The organism is Streptomyces angustmyceticus, assembly GCF_040701845.1.
Lineage (GTDB): Bacteria > Actinomycetota > Actinomycetes > Streptomycetales > Streptomycetaceae > Streptomyces > Streptomyces angustmyceticus_A.
Genome location: NZ_JBFBHQ010000004.1, coordinates 25,903 through 41,749 on the forward strand (window position 1 = coordinate 25,903; position 15,847 = coordinate 41,749).

Annotated in this window: 14 protein-coding genes; 4 read left to right on the forward strand and 10 right to left on the reverse strand. The window is 72.3% G+C overall.

Going from position 1 to position 15,847, the window contains the following annotated elements; genetic code table 11:
• Positions 1-57: 57 nt before the first annotated feature.
• Together AB0411_RS11030 and AB0411_RS11035 are read right to left on the reverse strand one after the other, a co-directional pair.
• Positions 58-720: an FMN-binding negative transcriptional regulator gene (locus AB0411_RS11030; RefSeq protein WP_366416965.1), complete on the reverse strand. Its 663-nt coding sequence runs from the start codon at positions 718-720 to the stop codon at positions 58-60.
• Positions 721-730: 10 nt separating this feature from the next.
• The gene (locus AB0411_RS11035) at positions 731-1,396 is read right to left on the reverse strand and encodes a pyridoxamine 5'-phosphate oxidase family protein (RefSeq protein ID WP_366416966.1); all 666 of its coding nucleotides are present in this window, start codon (positions 1,394-1,396) and stop codon (positions 731-733) included.
• A gap of 35 nt (positions 1,397-1,431) precedes the next feature.
• On the opposite strand from AB0411_RS11035, the gene AB0411_RS11040 reads away from it, so the two are divergent.
• Complete coding sequence (locus AB0411_RS11040; protein WP_366416967.1) at positions 1,432-2,763, forward strand: aminotransferase class I/II-fold pyridoxal phosphate-dependent enzyme; 1,332 nt, start codon at positions 1,432-1,434, stop codon at positions 2,761-2,763.
• Between the two features lie 442 nt (positions 2,764-3,205).
• Here AB0411_RS11040 and AB0411_RS11045 read toward each other — a convergent pair whose 3' ends face one another.
• Positions 3,206-4,375: a DMT family transporter gene (locus AB0411_RS11045; RefSeq protein ID WP_366416968.1), complete on the reverse strand. Its 1,170-nt coding sequence runs from the start codon at positions 4,373-4,375 to the stop codon at positions 3,206-3,208.
• A gap of 74 nt (positions 4,376-4,449) precedes the next feature.
• Between AB0411_RS11045 and AB0411_RS11050 the strand changes: the two genes are divergently transcribed.
• Positions 4,450-5,358: a LysR family transcriptional regulator gene (locus AB0411_RS11050; RefSeq protein ID WP_366416969.1), complete on the forward strand. Its 909-nt coding sequence runs from the start codon at positions 4,450-4,452 to the stop codon at positions 5,356-5,358.
• Positions 5,359-5,414: 56 nt separating this feature from the next.
• On the opposite strand, the gene AB0411_RS11055 is transcribed toward AB0411_RS11050, so the two are convergent.
• The 3 genes from AB0411_RS11055 to AB0411_RS11065 all read right to left on the reverse strand — a co-directional run bounded on the left by AB0411_RS11055 (position 5,415) and on the right by AB0411_RS11065 (position 9,257).
• Entirely contained in the window at positions 5,415-6,815 is a 1,401-nt protein-coding gene (locus AB0411_RS11055; RefSeq protein WP_437041898.1) for a carboxyl transferase domain-containing protein, read from the reverse strand.
• Positions 6,816-6,975: 160 nt separating this feature from the next.
• Complete coding sequence (locus AB0411_RS11060) at positions 6,976-8,436, reverse strand: acyl-CoA synthetase (RefSeq protein ID WP_366416971.1); 1,461 nt, start codon at positions 8,434-8,436, stop codon at positions 6,976-6,978.
• Between the two features lie 356 nt (positions 8,437-8,792).
• Complete coding sequence (locus AB0411_RS11065; RefSeq protein WP_366416972.1) at positions 8,793-9,257, reverse strand: pyridoxamine 5'-phosphate oxidase family protein; 465 nt, start codon at positions 9,255-9,257, stop codon at positions 8,793-8,795.
• 275 nt (positions 9,258-9,532) lie between these two features.
• Here AB0411_RS11065 and AB0411_RS11070 point away from each other — a divergent pair, with 275 nt between their 5' ends.
• Entirely contained in the window at positions 9,533-10,180 is a 648-nt protein-coding gene (locus AB0411_RS11070) for a cysteine hydrolase (RefSeq protein ID WP_366416973.1), read from the forward strand.
• 151 nt (positions 10,181-10,331) lie between these two features.
• On the opposite strand, the gene AB0411_RS11075 is transcribed toward AB0411_RS11070, so the two are convergent.
• Positions 10,332-11,201 (reverse strand): alpha/beta fold hydrolase, encoded by an 870-nt coding sequence (locus AB0411_RS11075; RefSeq protein WP_366416974.1) that lies wholly within the window; start codon positions 11,199-11,201, stop codon positions 10,332-10,334.
• Positions 11,202-11,549: 348 nt separating this feature from the next.
• Positions 11,550-12,005, reverse strand: a complete 456-nt coding sequence (locus AB0411_RS11080) for a GNAT family N-acetyltransferase (RefSeq protein ID WP_366416975.1) — start codon at positions 12,003-12,005, stop codon at positions 11,550-11,552.
• 374 nt (positions 12,006-12,379) lie between these two features.
• Here AB0411_RS11080 and AB0411_RS11085 point away from each other — a divergent pair, with 374 nt between their 5' ends.
• Positions 12,380-12,583, forward strand: a complete 204-nt coding sequence (locus AB0411_RS11085) for a hypothetical protein (protein ID WP_366416976.1) — start codon at positions 12,380-12,382, stop codon at positions 12,581-12,583.
• A 138-nt stretch (positions 12,584-12,721) separates the two neighbouring features.
• Here the strand turns inward: AB0411_RS11085 and AB0411_RS11090 are convergent, their stop codons facing one another.
• Both AB0411_RS11090 and AB0411_RS11095 read right to left on the reverse strand, forming a co-directional pair.
• Positions 12,722-13,243 carry a Rieske (2Fe-2S) protein gene (locus tag AB0411_RS11090; protein ID WP_366417387.1) on the reverse strand — a complete coding sequence of 174 codons (522 nt, stop codon included), beginning with the start codon at positions 13,241-13,243 and terminating at the stop codon, positions 12,722-12,724.
• Positions 13,244-13,593: 350 nt separating this feature from the next.
• Positions 13,594-15,792 (reverse strand): S9 family peptidase, encoded by a 2,199-nt coding sequence (locus AB0411_RS11095; protein WP_366416977.1) that lies wholly within the window; start codon positions 15,790-15,792, stop codon positions 13,594-13,596.
• Positions 15,793-15,847: the final 55 nt, after the last annotated feature.

Below are 15,847 nucleotides of genomic sequence, written 5' to 3' on the forward strand. Positions count from 1 at the left end.
AGGAACCGGGCGGTCGGGAGCGGGCAGCCGGGGGCGTGGCCCTTCCGGCGGTGCCGTTCAGGAGCGGGGCCGGACGGTGGCCGTGCCGGTGGCTGCCAGGCGGCGCTGCTGGTGGGTGCGGGCCGCGGCGTCCCCCGGGCCGTCCCGTTCGGCGAGGCGTTCCGAGATCCGCTGCTGGACGGCCTCGCTCCGTTTGCCTCCGTACTTGAACTTGGCGCGGACCTCTCGCACTTCGAGGCGCAGACCACGGATGCCGGACAGCAGCCGCCCGTACGGATCCGCACCGGCGGCCACCGGGGCCGATCCGCCGTCCGGCTGGAAGTGGCCCAACTGGCGCTGCAGCAGCGCCGCCTTCTCCTCCGGGTCGTCCACCACATGGGCGGTACAGGTCAGTTGGACGGCGGCGTAGAAGCTGGTGGGGACGCCGTGCTCGGGCGGCTGGTCCTCGGCCGCCTGCCAGGGGCCGGGGATGAAGGTGTAGTCGTCGACCACGCTCAGCAGCACCGTCGGCCGGTCCTCCAGCGCGGCCCAGAGAGGGTTGGGGCGGGCCAGGTGGGTGACGGCCTCGCGGCGGGCCGGGTCGTAGGCGAAGTGCAGTGGTTGCAGTATCGGAGGCTCGCCGGGCCGTCCGTTGGCGGCCAGCTGGCCGAAGTCGTGCGCCGCGAGCCACTGTTGCCACTCGGAGTCCTCGGTCGGGGCGTCCCAGGGATGGATCAGCACGGGGTGCTCCTCAGCGGGCGGAGAGGTACGCCGGCTCGGGGATGCCGGGTGCCAGGTCGTCGGAGGCTATGGGCGCGCCGTACACCGGTGCCACGGGCAGGACGCCGCTCCAGTACGGCAGCGCGAGGTCCTCCGGCTCGTCGTCGGGGCCGCCGCTGCGGATCTTGGCGGAGACCTCGCGCAGGTCGAGACGGATCACGGCGGTCGCGGCCAGTTCCTTGGCGTTCCCCGGCCGGGAGTCCGCTGCGCGTCCGGGCAGCACATGGTCGACGAGCGCGTCGAGAGCCGCCTTCTTCTCCTCGGGGTCCGTCACCTGGTGTGCGGTGCCGTGCACCACCACGCAGCGGTAGTTGATGGAGTGGTGGAACGCGGACCTGGCCAGCACCAGGCCGTCGACGTGGGTGACGGTGACACACACCTCCAAGCCGGCATCCGGCGCCTCGCCGGCCATCCGCAGTGGACGCGAGCCGGTCGATCCATGCAGGTAGAGGCGGTCTCCGACGCGGCCGTAGAGCGTCGGCAGGACGACGGGGGAGCCGTCGCGGACGAAGCCCAGATGGCAGACGTATCCCGTGTCGAGGATGGTGTGCACCGTCTCCTGGTCGTAGGCCGCGCGGTCACGGGCGCGCGTGGGGATCGTGCGCGCGGTCGGTTCGTACGCCTCGGCTCGGGCCATTGCCAACTCCATTGTACTAGTGCATAATCATGTTTGTGCTAGGAGAGTATCGGATCGAAGGGCGGCGCGCATCGGAGATTGCCGCCAGTGTCGAGCGAGCCGTCGGTGCGGGCGAGCTCCAACCGGGCGAAGTCCTGCCCCCGCTAAGGGAGTTGGCCGTCTATCTCGAGGTCAATCCGAATACCGTCGCGGCCGCGTACCGCACGCTCCGTGACCGCGGGGTGATCGAAACGGCGGGCCGGCGCGGCAGCCGGGTGCGCCCCCGTCCGGCGAGCACGCCACGCGAGGCGCTGCGCGTGGAGGTCCCGCCGGGCGTCCGCGACGCCTCCGGCGGAAACCCCGACCCGTCCCTGCTGCCCCCGCTCGAACGGGCGCTGGCACAGGCTGCCGCGCGCAGCGCGCAGCGCCCCGTGCTCTACGGCACGCCCGCCGTGGACGACGACCTTGCCGCCCTCGCCCGCGCGGCGTTCGACGGCGACGGCGTGCCGGCCGGCCCCGTCGCCGTCACCAGCGGCGCACTGGACGCCATCGAGCGGGTGCTGGCCGCCCATCTGCGGCCCGGCGACACCGTGGCGGTGGAGGACCCGGGGTGGGGCAGTCTGCTCGACCTCATCCCGGCTCTCGGCCTGCGCCCCGCCCCGGTCGGGGTGGACGACGAAGGCCCGCTGCCGGAGTCGCTGGCGCGCGCGCTCCAGGACGGCGCCCGCGCCGTCGTCATCACCGACCGGGCGCAGAACCCCACCGGAGCCGCCGTCAGCCGCGCCCGCGCCACCGAACTCCGCACCCTTCTGGCCGCGCACCCCGCAGCCCTCCTCATCGAGGACGACCACGGTCACGGCATCGTCGACCTCCCGCTCCATCCGCTCTCCGGCGTCACCGACCACTGGGTCCTGGTCCGCTCGACGGCCAAGGCGTACGGCCCGGACCTGCGCCTGGCGGTGCTCACCGGCGATGCGCTGACCATCGACCGGGTGCGGGGACGTCAGGGCCTGGGGCCGGGCTGGATCAGCCATCTCCTCCAGGACACGGTCGTCCACCTCTGGCGGACGTCCGCGGTGGACCCGGCCGCGGTGGCCGCGGCATACGGGCGGCGGCGTGACGGGCTGATACGGGCGCTGGCGGAGCGCGGGGTCCACGCCCGGGGGCGCAGCGGAATGAACGTATGGGTGCCGGTCCCGGACGAGACCGGCGCGGTGGCCCGCCTCCTGCACTCCGGCTGGGCGGTGGCCCCCGGCGCCCGCTTCCGGATGGCCTCCCCGCCTGGCATCCGTATCACCGTCTCCGCCCTCTCCGACGACGACATCACCCCGGTGGCGGACGCCGTTGCCGCGGCGACGGGGGTGGGGGAGATGCGGCGGTATGAGTGAGGGGGCGGAGGCGTGGGGTGCGGAGGGAGCGGGGTGCGGGTGAGGCGGTGGGGGCAGCCCTGTGGGTGAGGCGGTGTGTCGGGGTGGGAGGAGGCGTGGGCCGAGGGGGTGCTCGGCGCGGTGGGGTGGGCTGTCGCGATGTCCGTCGGGCTGCTGCTCGTGCAATGGGTGCGGTGGGCTTGTGAGCGGTTGCCGCAGGCTTGGCGCGCGGTGAGGAACTGCTGCGGGAGTGCGGGCAGTTGATGGATGACTGACGGGGCTTGGTGGGTGGGGGAGCGGGGGAGGGGCGGGGGGATCGAGGCAGAGGGAGAGGAGAGAGCGCGCACGGGGAGCATGTGGGGAACCCCCGCGCCCCGCGCCCCTGAGTCCCGCGGCGGCGGTGCAGGGCACAGGGGTTGGTAAGGGACGGGCTGGGCAGCCGGGGGCGGTGCCCCGGGGGGTGTCAGTCGGTGGTCGGGCCGGGCTGGGGGAGCGGCGGGGAGGTGGGGCGGGGCCTGCTCTGGGTGAGGGCGGCGCCGGCCAGGACGATGACGGCGCCGACGGGGGTGTTCCAGCTGAGCTGCTCGTGGAGGAGGGCCACTCCGGCCGCGGTGGCGATCACGGGGATGAAGTACGTGACCATCTGGGCGGTGGTGGGGCCGATCTCGGCGACCAGCCCGTACTGGATGAGGAAGGCGAAGCCGGTGCCCAGGGCGCCGAGGACGAAGACGGCGAGCAGTGGGACGACCGGGTAGTGGGCCGGTGCGGTGGTGAACAGGGGTGTCACCACCGCCAGTTGTGCGGTCGCCAGGAGCAGCTGGGCGCTGGACATCGACAGATGGGAGTGCGGGACGCCCGCCAGGGTGCGGCGGACGTAGATCCAGCCGATGGCGTAGCTGAGCGAGGCGCCCAGCGCCATCGCGGTGCCCGTCAGATCCGTGCCGGCGAAGCCCTGCCAGGCGCCGAGCACCGTGAGCACGCCCAGGAATCCGAGGCCCAGCCCCGCGACCCGGCGCCGGCTGGGACGGTCCTCGGAGAGCGCGACGACCGAGAGGGCCATGCCCCACAACGGGGAGGTGGCGTTGCAGATGCCGGCCAGCGTGGAGGGGATGGTCAGTTCGGAGTAGGCGAAGAGCGAGAACGGCAGCGCATTGAGGAAGAACGCGGCCACGGTGAGATGAGCCCAGGTGCGGGGAGAGCGGGGGAGCCGCTCACGCTTGATCACGACTATGGCCAGCAGCACCAGCGCACCGAACGCCACCCGGCCGAGCGTCACCTGCAGAGGGGCGAATCCCTCGGTGCCCACCTTGATGAAGAGAAAGCTGAAGCCCCAGACCAGAGAGAGGGCGGCGAAGCGGAGCTGCCAGCCGATGGCCCGGCCGGTGTCCTTTGAGGCCGCGGTGCCGGGGCCGGAGGGGGTGGATGCGCTGCCCGAGCGGGACGAGCCGGCCGCTGCGCCGAGACCGGACGAGGCGCAGGCGGCAGCTGTACGGGACGAGGCGGACGCGGCATCGGTGCGGGGCGAGGTGCGCGCGGCCGCCGTCGGGTGCTCGTCGGCGGCCGGGCACGCGGTCGTGGCCGGGGAGTTCGGGGTGGCGGCAGAGGCGGTGGGTGTGCCGGTGGTGGTGCTCATGACGACCACGATGCGGCGTACAACTTCGTAGCACAAGCGAGATTTCGTGGGAGGTATCGCTTAGCATTGCTTATATGTTGAACCTTGATCGCCTGCGGACACTGAGCGCGATTGCCCGGCACGGATCGGTGGGCGCCGCCGCCGACGGACTGCATGTGACGACCTCCGCCGTCTCGCAGCAGATCGCCAAGCTCGAGCGGGAGACCGGACAGCAGCTGCTGGCGAAGAACGGGCGCGGGGTCCGGCTCACCGACGCCGGGCGGCTGCTCGCCGACCATGCGGCGCGCATCCTCTCCCAGGTCGAGCTGGCACAGGCGGAACTGGAAGCGCATCGCGGGCAGGCGGTCGGCGAGCTGCGGATGGGTGCGTTTCCCACCGCGGCACGGGGACTCTTCCCCGCCGCGCTGGTCACCCTCCGCGCCGAGCACCCTCAGCTGCGGGCGCGGCTGACGGAGGTGGAACCGGACGATTCGGTGCGCGGCGTGGTACGCGGCGACTTCGATCTGGCGGTCGTCCTGGACTGGTACAACCGGCCGCTGTCCCTGCCCGAAGGGCTGGCGAAGGCCCCGCTCCTGGACGATCCGGCCGATGTGGCCATGCCGTCCACGCATCCGCTCGCCGGACGGCAGTCCGTGGAGCTGGAGGAATTCTCGGACGACGAGTGGATCTCCTGGCCGCAGGGGGAGTTCTGCCACGACTGGCTGATGTTCACTCTGCGCGGCAAGGGCGTGGAGCCGCGCATCGCGCACATGGCGGAGGAGCACCACACCCAGCTGGCCCTGATCGCGGCCGGGTTGGGCGTCGCGGTGGCTCCGCGTCTCGGCCGTGGGCCGGTGCCGGAGGGGGTGAGCGTGGTGCCCGTCCGTCATACGATGCGCCGCCACGTCTATGCCATCTGGCGCGCCGACGCCGACCGCAGGCCCTCGATCCGGGCCGCGGTGGGGGCGCTCCGCGCGGCCGGGAAGCTCGTCGAGGGCTCCTGAGGCCGGCCGGAGGCTCCTGAGGCCGGCCGGAGCGCCGTCCCGCACCTGTTCCCCTGTCAGGGGGGTGGCACGATGCCCTGGATGACGCCCAGTTCCAGCAAGTCCTGTGGGCGGATGCGGAGTTGGTCGGCGGTGTCGTGGACCTGTGCTGCGTCGCGTTTGAGGATGGCCGCGGCCAGCTCCGGGGCGATCACGGAGAAGTAGCTGTCCGGTGTCGCCCACAGCCGGCCCGGTGCGGCCAGGGCCAGGGCGCCGCCCGATCCGCCCTCGCCGATGAGCAGGGAGGTGACCGGCACCTCGGCGGTGGCGAGCGCCGCGAAGGCATCGGCGATGGCCGCCCCCGCGCCGGCCCGCTCGGCCTCGGCATCGTTGGCGGCGCCCGGGGTGTCCACGAGGGTGAGGACCGGTATACCCAGCCGGTCGGCGAGCCGGACCAGTCGTGCGGCGGTACGGAAGCCGGCCGGGCGGGTGGCCGTGCCGCACTGGGCGGCGAAGGCGATCGTGCGCCCCTCGCGGCGGCCGAAGCCGCAGCGTGTCCCGGGGTCGACGCCGCCGCAGCGGTCGCCGCTGATCTCCTCCCGGTCGTCGAAGTACGCGCGCAGATACGCCTCGGCGCGCGGCCGCCCGGACTCACGGGCGCGGACCACCGCATCCCAGCCGGTCTCGGGCAGCTCGGGGGCGCCCAGCGCGGACGGCGGGGATGCCGGCTCCACGGTGCGCGGGCGGGACTCCCCGGGCGGGCACAGCAGTTGCAGCCATCGCTGGAGCGTTCCCCGCAACTGATCGGGTGGGACGACGGCGTCGAGATGGCCGGTGGCGAGCTGGCCCTCGGCGGAGTAGGCGAAGGGGTCCGCGTCCGCAGGGCGCACCCGCGAGCCCGCGAAGCCGATCTGTGCTCCGGGAAGCGCCAGGATCACATCGGCGGACGCGCCGAGAGTGGCCCAGCCGCCGCCGGTCGTCGGATCGCGCAGCACGGCGATCTGCGGCAGGCCCGCGGCGCGGTTCAGCGCCGACTGGCGTGCCACCCGCTGGAGTTGGGTGAGCGCGCGCATCCCCTCCTGCATTCGGCTGCCGCCCGTGGCGATCAGCGAGACGACCGGCAGGCCGCGCTCGCGGGCGAGGGTGTAGGCCGCCTCAAGGCGGTCGCCGGTGCGCTCGCCGAGTGAGCCGCCCAGATAGCGGAACTCGAAGGAGAGCACGACCGCTTCCCTGCCGCCTATCACCGCCAGCGCGGTGACCACCGACTCGTCCTCACCGGTCCGTGCGCGGGCACGGGCCCGTGCGTCGTCGTAACCGTGCCAGCCGAGGGGGCCGTCCGGCGCGGACGCTGCTGTGGACGTGGACGTGGACGTGGACGTGGACGTGGACGTGGACGTGGACGTGGCCGTCGCCGTCGCCGTCGCCGTACGGCCGGTGGGGACGGTGGTCTCGGTGTAGGTATCCGCGACCGCCGCGATGGCTTGCCGGGCGGTCAGGCGAGCGCACGGGAGTGCGGCGGCAGTGCTCCCGTTCCCGTGCGCGGCGGTGTTCTCGCCCCCGGAGCCGTTCCCGTTCGCGTTCCGGGCACTGTTCTCGTCCTGGGCCCCGCCCTCGTCCCCGGCCGGGCCCCGGCCGCCGTTACGCACGGAGCTCACGCTTCAGGATCTTGCCCATGTCGTTGCGCGGCAGGGCATCCAGGAAGTGCACGGTGCGGGGGCGCTTGTGCGGGGCGAGCTGGCCGGCGACGTGATCGGCGAGCTCCTGGGCGGAGGGGGCCGGGCCCGCGTCCGGACCGGTCTCCACGACGATCCAGGCGACGATCCGCTCGCCGAGGTCCTCGTCGGGAGCGCCGGTGACGGCGGCCTCGGCGACCCCGGGATGGGCCAGCAGCGCATTCTCGATCTCGCCCGCGCCGATCTTGTAGCCGCCACTCTTGATCAGGTCGGTGGCCTTGCGGCCCACGATCCGGTAGTTGCCGGCTGCGTCCCGGACCGCCATGTCGCCGGTGCGGAACCACCCTCCGTCGAAAGCGGCGGCGGTGGCATCGGGGCGATTGAGGTACTCGACGAAGAGGTTCGGGCCGCGGACCTGGATCTCGCCGACCGTCTCGCCGTCGTTCGCCTCGATGGCCCGGCCCGCGTCGTCGACGAGCCGGACGTACACCCCGGGCAGCGGCACCCCGACCGTGCCCGTGGCGTCGGGGCCGTCCGCCCGCACGCTGGTGTTCATGAGCGTTTCCGTCATGCCGTAGCGCTCGATCACCCGTCGGCCGGAGGCCGCCGCGATGCGCTCATGATCCGTCAGGGGGAGCGCGGCCGAGCCGGAGACCAGCAGCCGGGCGCGGGAGAGCGCCTTGGCGAGCGCGGGGTCGCGGCCCGCCTCGACGGCCAGCCGGTGGTACATCGTGGGCACCCCGAACAGCATCGTGCCGTCCCCGGCGAGCTCGCGGGCCACCGCGTCGGTGCTGAAGCGTCCCAGGTGGTGGACGCTGCCACCGCGGCGCAGCGGTCCGAGGATGCCGAGGATCAGGCCGTGGACGTGGAAGAGCGGCAGGGCGTGGACGAGGACGTCGTCGGCCGTCCACTGCCAGGCGTCCTCCAGGGCATCGAGGGTGTGCGCGAGGGCGCGCCGGGGGAGGACGACGCCCTTGGGCGGCCCCGTCGTGCCGGAGGTGTAGACGATCAGAGCCGGTGCCTCGTCGCCCGGTTCGTACGCCGGCGGGGCGGGTACGGCGTCCTCCGGCGGCTGGGCGGCCTCGATGTCGACGCGGCGCAGTGCGGCCAGCGGGTCCGGCAGGTCGGCGCCCGGTTCCGCCAGGACGAGCGACGGCGCGCTGTCCGTCACGATATGCGTCAGCTCGCTCTCCCCGATCTTCGGGTTCACCGGCACCACGGCCACTCCGGCGAGCAGCGCGGCCACCACACCGACCGAGGTCTCCAGCGTCGGCGTCGCCCACACCGCGATACGGGTCTGACCGGCGATCCGCTCGGCGAGCGCGCCCGCCACCGACGCCAATTGGCGATAGCTGAGGATGCGGTCACCGAAGCGCAGCGCGGGTGCGGGCGAGGCGTCGCGCAGCGCGGGGAAGAGCACGTTCACCGGATCTCCTTCGTCCTCGGCGCCCGGCCCGTCGCGGCCGGACCGTCCCGCTCCCGCACCCTGCCGGTACCGAAACGGGCTGACCCCCACCACTCTCGCAGAGACCACCGACAACGCGATCACGTCCGGGGACACGTGATCACATCGCGGACGGCGCGATCACGTCCGGTAAGCCGGTCGACCCTGTCGCTGCGCGGCGTTTGTTCCCGCATGCTGCCGCACCGGCACCGGCACCGGCACCCGTACCCACGTCTGCCCCACCTGCCCCACCTGCCCCACCTGCGTACCGCCCCTGCCTGAAGACCGCCCCGCCCGCACATCCCCCGCACGCACATCCCCGGCCCGGGCCCGGACGCTCACCCCGGGATCTTGCGGAAGTCCCAGGAAGCGACCGACTCCGGTGTCAGGCGCAGCCACGCATGCCGGCCGTCGTGCGGCATTTCGGAGATCCCGAAGTACTTTTCCGCGAACAGCCGCTCCGGGGCCTGGAGCCCGGGGCACGGCTCGCCGGTGCGCGGGGCCTCGCCGACGACGTCCGCGCGGCCCGTGAGCTCCGCGCCGCGAAGCTCGCCGTACTCGTGCCCGTCGTCCACGACCACCGCGATCCGCGGGTCCTTGCGCAGTTGTGCCCACCGCTTGCTGCGGGTGATCGAGTACAGCCACAGCGCCGCGCCGTCCCAGACGAACCAGAGCGCCCCGACGTGCGGTGCACCATCGGCGCCGACCGTCGCGACCCGGCAGGTGCGCTGCGCCGCGAGGAACGCGTCGAGCTCCCCCTGCGTCATCATGATCCGGCGCCCGCGCCGCTGTGTGTCGGCCATGGTTCCTCACCCTCCGCCGTGCGCCCCGCTCATGGGGCACCGACCCGCTCGCCTGACGTCGGCCCGCCATCGCTGGCAAATCTGACTAGGTGTCAGGAAGCATGAGGGCTCTTCCTGCCGCGCGCAATGCCCGGTACCCTCACCCGGCTCGCACCGACTGCCGGACCAGGTCCGGCAGCACATCACTGTCCGACGCATCAGATTCGGCGCATCAGGTCCGACGCATCAGGTCCGATGCATGACGTCCGGCAGCATGTCCGACGGAGGGGAAGGCGATGTCTTCGGGCGCCGCACGGCTCATCGAGCAACTGGATCCGGCCTCGACGGTGTTGCTCACCGTCGAGTGTCAGCGCGGCGTGGTCGGTCCGGACAGTGCGCTGCCCGAACTGGCCGACGCCTTCCGTACGTCGGGGGCGCTGGCGAATGTCGCCCGGCTGGTGGCGGCCGCCCACGAGGCCGGCGTCCAGGTGCTGCACGCCGTGGCCGAACGCCGTCCCGACGGCCGCGGAGCCAGCCGTAACGCCCGCCTCTTCCGGGCTGCCGAGCGGCTGCCCGTTCAGCAGCTCACCGGGTCCACGGCGGTGCGCATCGCCGACCCGATACCCGTCTCGGGCGATGACCTGGTGGTGCGCAGACTGCACGGCCTCTCGCCGGTTACCGGCACCGAGGTCGATGCGCTGCTGCGCAACTTCGGCTGCCGCACGCTCGTCGTCACCGGGGTGTCGGCAAATGTGGCCGTCCCCAATGCCGTGTTCGACGCGGTGAACCTCGGTTACACGGCCGTGGTGCCCGCGGACGCCATCGCCGGGGTGCCGGCCGACTACGTTCCCGCGATGGTCCGCAACACCCTTGCCCTGGTCGCCACCGTCACCACCACGGAAGACGTCCTGGCGACCTGGAGGCGGCCCCGCCGGGGTCGCTGACCTCTGGGGCGGGTGGATGGGCGGATGGGCGCCTTCGGGCCGCTGCCCCCTGGGCGGGGCCGCGTGGGGGCTGCTGGCCCCGCTACCGCGCTGCCCCTCACTCCGCCGTCCCTGCCTCAGTCCCCCTGCCCGGGGCCCCTGCCTCAGCGCGTCAGGCGAGGACGCGGGCGAGGAAGCCGCGGATGTGCTCGGTGATGGTCTCCAGATGGCTTTCCAGGGCGAAGTGCCCGGACTCGAGCAGATGGATTTCGGCATCGGGCAGGTCCTGGCCGAACGCCGTGGCGCCGTCGGGGCCGAAGATCTCGTCATGGGCGCCCCAGACCGCCAGCAGCGGGACCTCGGAGTCGCGGAAGTACTGGTGGACCGCCGGATAGAGGTCCACGTTGGTGGGGTAGTCCCGGAAGAGTTTGAGCTGGATCTCGTCGTTGCCGGGCCGGTCCAGCAGCGCCTGGTCGTGGACCCAGTTGTCGGGGCTGACCAGGCTCGGGTCGGCGACGCCGTTCAGGTACTGCCAGCGGGTGGCCTCCAGGGTCAGGGCGCCGCGCAGGGGCCCCTCGGTGTCCGGGCCCGGGGCCTTGGCGTAGGCGAAGACGCCGTCCCAGAAGGGTTTGACGAAGCCCTCCTCGTAGGCGTTGCCGTTCTGGGTGATGATCGCGGCGACGCGGTCCGGGGCCTGCAGCGCGAGCCGCCAGCCGATAGGGGCGCCGTAGTCCTGCACGTACATCGCGAACCGGTCGATGCCCAGCTTCTGGAGCAGGCCGGAGGTGACCTCGGTGAGGGCCTCGAAGGTGTACGGGAAGTCCTGGAGGTCGGGCATCGCGGACTGGCCGAACCCGATGTGGTCGGGGGCGATCACGTGGTACCGGTCGGCGAGCGCCGGGATCAGGTGGCGGAACATGTGTGAGCTGGTCGGGAAGCCGTGGAGGAGAACCACGGCGGGTGCCTTCGGGTCGCCGGCCTCCCGGTAGAACACGTCGAGGCCGTTGACGGTGGCGGTGCGGTGGTGGACTGCGGAGGTCATGTCTCTAACCTCTCTTTCGACTTTTGTTGGTTATGCGCTCACGCGTTCAGTCGAGCATGCTCCAGCTAACCTGTCAAGATGCCTTTGGTGGTTAGGTGCGGTGAACGAGGTGAGGGCCGGCCGTGGGATTGGTCGCGGTCCGGGGTGGTGGCCCGTTTCCAGCGTGAGCCCGCGGCCACGCCGCCGCTTCGCCCTGGCCGGCTCGCCCGCGAGTGGGAAGGCGATGCCGTGCAGGACGGCGATGCCGTGCAGGACGGCGGTGGTGCTCCCCGTGCCCGTCCGGCATGCGCTGCCTACTGCCCGGAACCCTCCCGCTGGGCACCCGTGATGTGCCAGTTCGGCCAGGGGCTAGAGCGTCCTCGTCATGAACGCGCTGTTGGGGTCGGGGCGGTAGTGCGCGAAGGGCTCGCAGTACGCGAAGCCGAACTTCTCATAGAGCCTTCGGGCGGGCAGGAAGAACTCGTCCGCGCCGGTTTCGAGGCTCAGGCGGGTGAAGCCCATGCGTTCGGCCTCGGTGAGGATGTGGTTCAGCAGGAGGGAGGCGATTCCGCTCCGTTTGCGTGCCGGCGCTGCGCGCATCGACTTCAACTCGGCGTGGACGGTGTCCAGTCTTTTGATCGCGCCGCAGCCCACCAAGGCGTCACCGTCCATGACCGACCAGAACGTGACCTCTGGTCGGCGAAGGGCGTCGAGATCGAGGGCGTGTTTGCTCTCCGGCGGGGTGAGGGACCGCATCTCCTGAACGTGCTCGTCGAGGAATTCGGCGATCTGCGGGCCGGAGAGATCATCGACCACGATCTGCACTTCTGCTCGCCCTTCTTCGGAACCTTCGGGCTCCCGGCCGTCATGGCCTTCTTCGCTGCCCCGGACTGAAGTTGGCCGTCGGGTCGTTCGATGGCCTGCCCATGGTGAACGATAGCTCCGGCTCTGGCGTGGGTGACGAGGTGGGGTGAGTTGGCTGTCCCGCCGGCCGTCCGGGCGGACTCGATGAGCGAGCGAGTGAGCGTGGCGGCCTCGCGCGGGGACAACAGTCGTGCTGCCGTCTCTTGGTGGCCTTGCTGCGGGGCCCGGAAGCCGGAGCCGGGATATCTTGGATCCGGCCTCCCGCTTTCCATCGAGAACGAGGGGGAGAAATGTGGTCGGGCGTACACGACAGTTACTTCGAAGAAACCGGGCGGATGATCGCTGAGCAGTTGCAGCGGAGTCGGTCCAGGAAGCGCGCCAAGGCCGTCGAGTACAGCAGAGAACAAGCAGAGCAGAGCCGCAAGATCTCCCACGAAGCCGAGGCGGCCGAAGTGGAACGTCTCGCGGTGCTCGGGCACATTCCGCAGGCCGAATACAAAGCTCGGGTGGCCGCTCTGGAAGACGGCATCGAGGAATGAACCGGCCCGGCGGGCGCTCTGCCGGCCGGAGGCAATCCTGATGGTCCGTCACTGGCGGTCCGCAGTGCGCCCGTGGCGCCCGCCCGCCGGGGCCGCGGTCCCGGCGGGCGCTTGGGTGGCCGTGACGTCAGCCGGACGTCAGCCGAGGGAGACCGAACCGCCCTTGACGTTCACCTTGGCGGGTGCCAAACCCTTGGTGGCGGGGCCCTTCTTCACGCTGCCGTCGGTGATGTCGAACTTGCTGCCGTGGCACATGCAATTGATGGTGCCGCCGGAGACCTCGCCGACGACGCAGCCCGCGTGGGTGCAGATCGCGGAGAACGCCTTGATGTCGCCGTCCTGCGGCTGGGTGACGACGACCTTGTCGGCCTTGAAGATCTTGCCGCCGCCCTTGGGGATCTCCGAGGTCTTGGCGAGGATGGTTCCCCCACCGGCGGCGTCGCCACCGGCCGAGCCGTCACCCCCACCGCTCGCCCCCGAGCTGCCGGCCTGATCGCCACCACCAGCGGCCTTGGCATCGCCGCTCCCCGCGTCCGCCGTGCTGCCTCCGCAGGCTGCGAGCGCCGCCGTCAGCCCGGCCGCGCCGACCGCCGCCACGACGGTCCGCCGCGCCGCCCCGCGCTCTGCCGGAGCCGGGCCGGTCTCCTCCGTAGCCGTCATCGCATCGGTCTCCGCCTGCTGCGACGCTGCCTGTCGAGCCATGGTGTGCCTCCGGTTCATGGTGGTGCCTTCGGTGCGCGTTCCGCTCCACGGACGTTGCACAAGCTCCATACGCAGGGACGGTCCTGCGTGTTCAACGCGGAACCATTCCTTTGCAGACGCGCACCGCCGGGGGGTGAACCGCCAGGTCGGAGGGGGGAGGGAGGTGAAGATCCAGAGATCCAGAGATCCCGGGCCCCCGAGTCCCCGGGCCTCCGAGCCCTCAGGCCACTGAAGGCCTCAAGGCCTCACCACTCCAAGGCCTCGTCCCCCCTCCTCACCCCCTCCTCACCCCCTCGCTTCTCCGCCCATCACTCCCCGTCGGTGCCCCGTGCCAGTGCGTCCAGCAGGAAGTCCCGCTGGAAGTGCAGCAGCTGCTCGTTGACCGCGTCGTCGGCCGGCAGGTGGGTGGCGCCGGGGAGCGGGAGCACGCTGTGCGGTTTGCCCGCCGCGAGCAGCTCCGCCGAGAAGCGCAGGGTGTGTGCGGCGGCCACGTTGTCGTCCGCCAGTCCATGGACCAGCAGCAGCGGGCGGCGCAGCAGATGGCCGTGGCCGATGAGGGAGGAGCGCGCATAGTTCTCCGGGTGCTCCTCCGGGTGTCCCAGGTACCGCTCCTTCCAGTGGGTGTCGTAGAGGCGCTGGTCGGTGGGCGGGGCGCCGGCGACCGCCGCGTGGAAGACGTCGGGGTGGTGCAGCACGGCGGCCGCGGCGAGGAATCCGCCGAACGACCACCCGCGGATCGCCACCCGCGTCAGATCCAGGTCCGCGAAGCGCGCCCCGGCCGCCCGCAGCGCGTCGATCTGGTCCTCCAGCGCGGGCGTGAGCTGATCGCCGTGGATGGCCTTCTCCCAGGCCGGGCCGCGGTTCGGCGTCCCGCGCCCGTCGACCACCAGCACCGCGAACCCCTGCTCGGCGAACCACTGCGACACACAGCCGGTCCATCCGCGGCGCTGTCCCACGACCTGCAGGGCCGGGCCTCCGTACGGGTCGAGGAGCACCGGCAGCTTCCCCGCGCCCTCCTCGTGCCACGACGGAAGGAAGAGGGCGCCGTGCAACTGCCGTTCGCCGAGGCGGAGATGGCGTGGTCGCGGGGTGACCAACGGCTCCTCGGCGAGCGAGGATATGACCTGATAGCGCGCGTCGTCGTCCGTCGCCGCCGCGTTCGGTCCCGGCTCCCGCAGCACCCCGACTTCCTCGCCCCGCGGCGTCGCGCCCGCCAGGACGACCGTGCCGCCGCGGCCCACGCCGGTGTACCGGCCGGGGTCCCGGCTCAGCCGGCGGCAGCCGTGGCCGGGCTCATGGCGCCAGACATGGGTCTCCAGCGGGTCGTCGCTCGCGGTGAACAAGACCCGCTCGCCCTCGACTCCGAGGACCGCGCACAGCTGCAGCCCGTCCGGGGTGACCCGCCGGCCGCCGACGGTCAGATACCGGGTGTCGCCGTCGTCCTCGGGGAGCACCAGGGCACCGGACGCCGTACGCGCCGGGGTGCCGCCGACGAGCTCCACCCATGCGGAGTCGGTCCGCTCGTGCAGCACTTCGGTGGCGCCGGTCGCCGGATCGACCGCGAGGGTGCGCACGGTGCGCTGGTCGCGGCTCTGTACGGCGAGGTACGGGCCGTGCGCGTCCCAGCCGGCGTCCACGAGGTACTCGTACGCCTTGCGGTCCCATTCGACATCGACCCGGTCGCCCTCCAGCGAGACGATCTGCAGGGTCACCTCCGCATTGGGGGTGCCGGCCGCCGGGTACGGAACGGCCCGCGGCGGCCTCGTCGGATCGGCCGGATCGCCGAGGTAACGGCGTTCCACGGGGCCGGTGTCGACCCTGGCCACCAGGACGTGGCGGCTGTCCGGAGCCCACCAGTAGCCGCGCATCCGCTGCATGGACTCGGCGGCCACGTATTCGGCGAGCCCGTAGGAGATGTCCGGGCCCTCCGCACGGGCCAGTTGACGGTCGGTGCCGCCGCTCGGAGCGATGCCGCTCGGATCGGCGCGGGTCGGGTCGGCGCCGCCCAGCTCGACGACGTGGAACGACCGGCGGCTCACATAGGCGATGTGCCGGCCGTCGGGGGAGGGGCGGGGGTCGACCACCGGGCCCGCCGCCGGGACGGAGAACGGTGTCCCGCCCTCGGTGCGCACCGCCCACAGGGCTCCGGAGAGGGCGAACGCCACGAGACGGGCGGCGGCGTCGGTCGCGTAGGACACCACACCCTCGGACCGTTCACGGGCGCGTTCCCGGCGCAGCCGCTCCTCCTCGGGGATCGCACCGGAGGGGTTCCCCACCAGGAGCGCCGGATCGACCAGCAGCCTTTCCGTCCCGTCCTCGTGCTGCCACAGCCGACCGATGGGATCGGTGCCGGAGACCGTGCGGACGAAGAGGACCCGGCTGCCGTCGGGGGAGACGGTGAAATGCCGGGGAACTCCGAGGGAGAAGCGGCGGGTGCGGGCGAATTGGCGCGGAAATCCCGTGGAGTCGGGGGAGTTCGTGGGGTGCTCGGATTCGGGGGAGTTCACGTGGTGTGTGGAGTTCGTGGCTTTGCTGGGCAAGGTGCTGTCCTCCAGGAGGGTA

Bases quoted from the DNA above. Each gene is read 5' to 3' on its own strand.
- AB0411_RS11035 (WP_366416966.1), bottom strand. From the start codon at position 1,396: ATGGCCCGAGCCGAGGCGTACGAACCGACCGCGCGCACGATCCCCACG.
- AB0411_RS11045 (WP_366416968.1), bottom strand. From the start codon at position 4,375: ATGAGCACCACCACCGGCACACCCACCGCCTCTGCCGCCACCCCGAAC.
- AB0411_RS11050 (WP_366416969.1), top strand. From the start codon at position 4,450: ATGTTGAACCTTGATCGCCTGCGGACACTGAGCGCGATTGCCCGGCAC.
- AB0411_RS11065 (WP_366416972.1), bottom strand. From the start codon at position 9,257: ATGGCCGACACACAGCGGCGCGGGCGCCGGATCATGATGACGCAGGGG.
- AB0411_RS11070 (WP_366416973.1), top strand. From the start codon at position 9,533: ATGTCTTCGGGCGCCGCACGGCTCATCGAGCAACTGGATCCGGCCTCG.
- AB0411_RS11075 (WP_366416974.1), bottom strand. From the start codon at position 11,201: ATGACCTCCGCAGTCCACCACCGCACCGCCACCGTCAACGGCCTCGAC.
- AB0411_RS11085 (WP_366416976.1), top strand. From the start codon at position 12,380: ATGATCGCTGAGCAGTTGCAGCGGAGTCGGTCCAGGAAGCGCGCCAAG.
- AB0411_RS11090 (WP_366417387.1), bottom strand. From the start codon at position 13,243: ATGACGGCTACGGAGGAGACCGGCCCGGCTCCGGCAGAGCGCGGGGCG.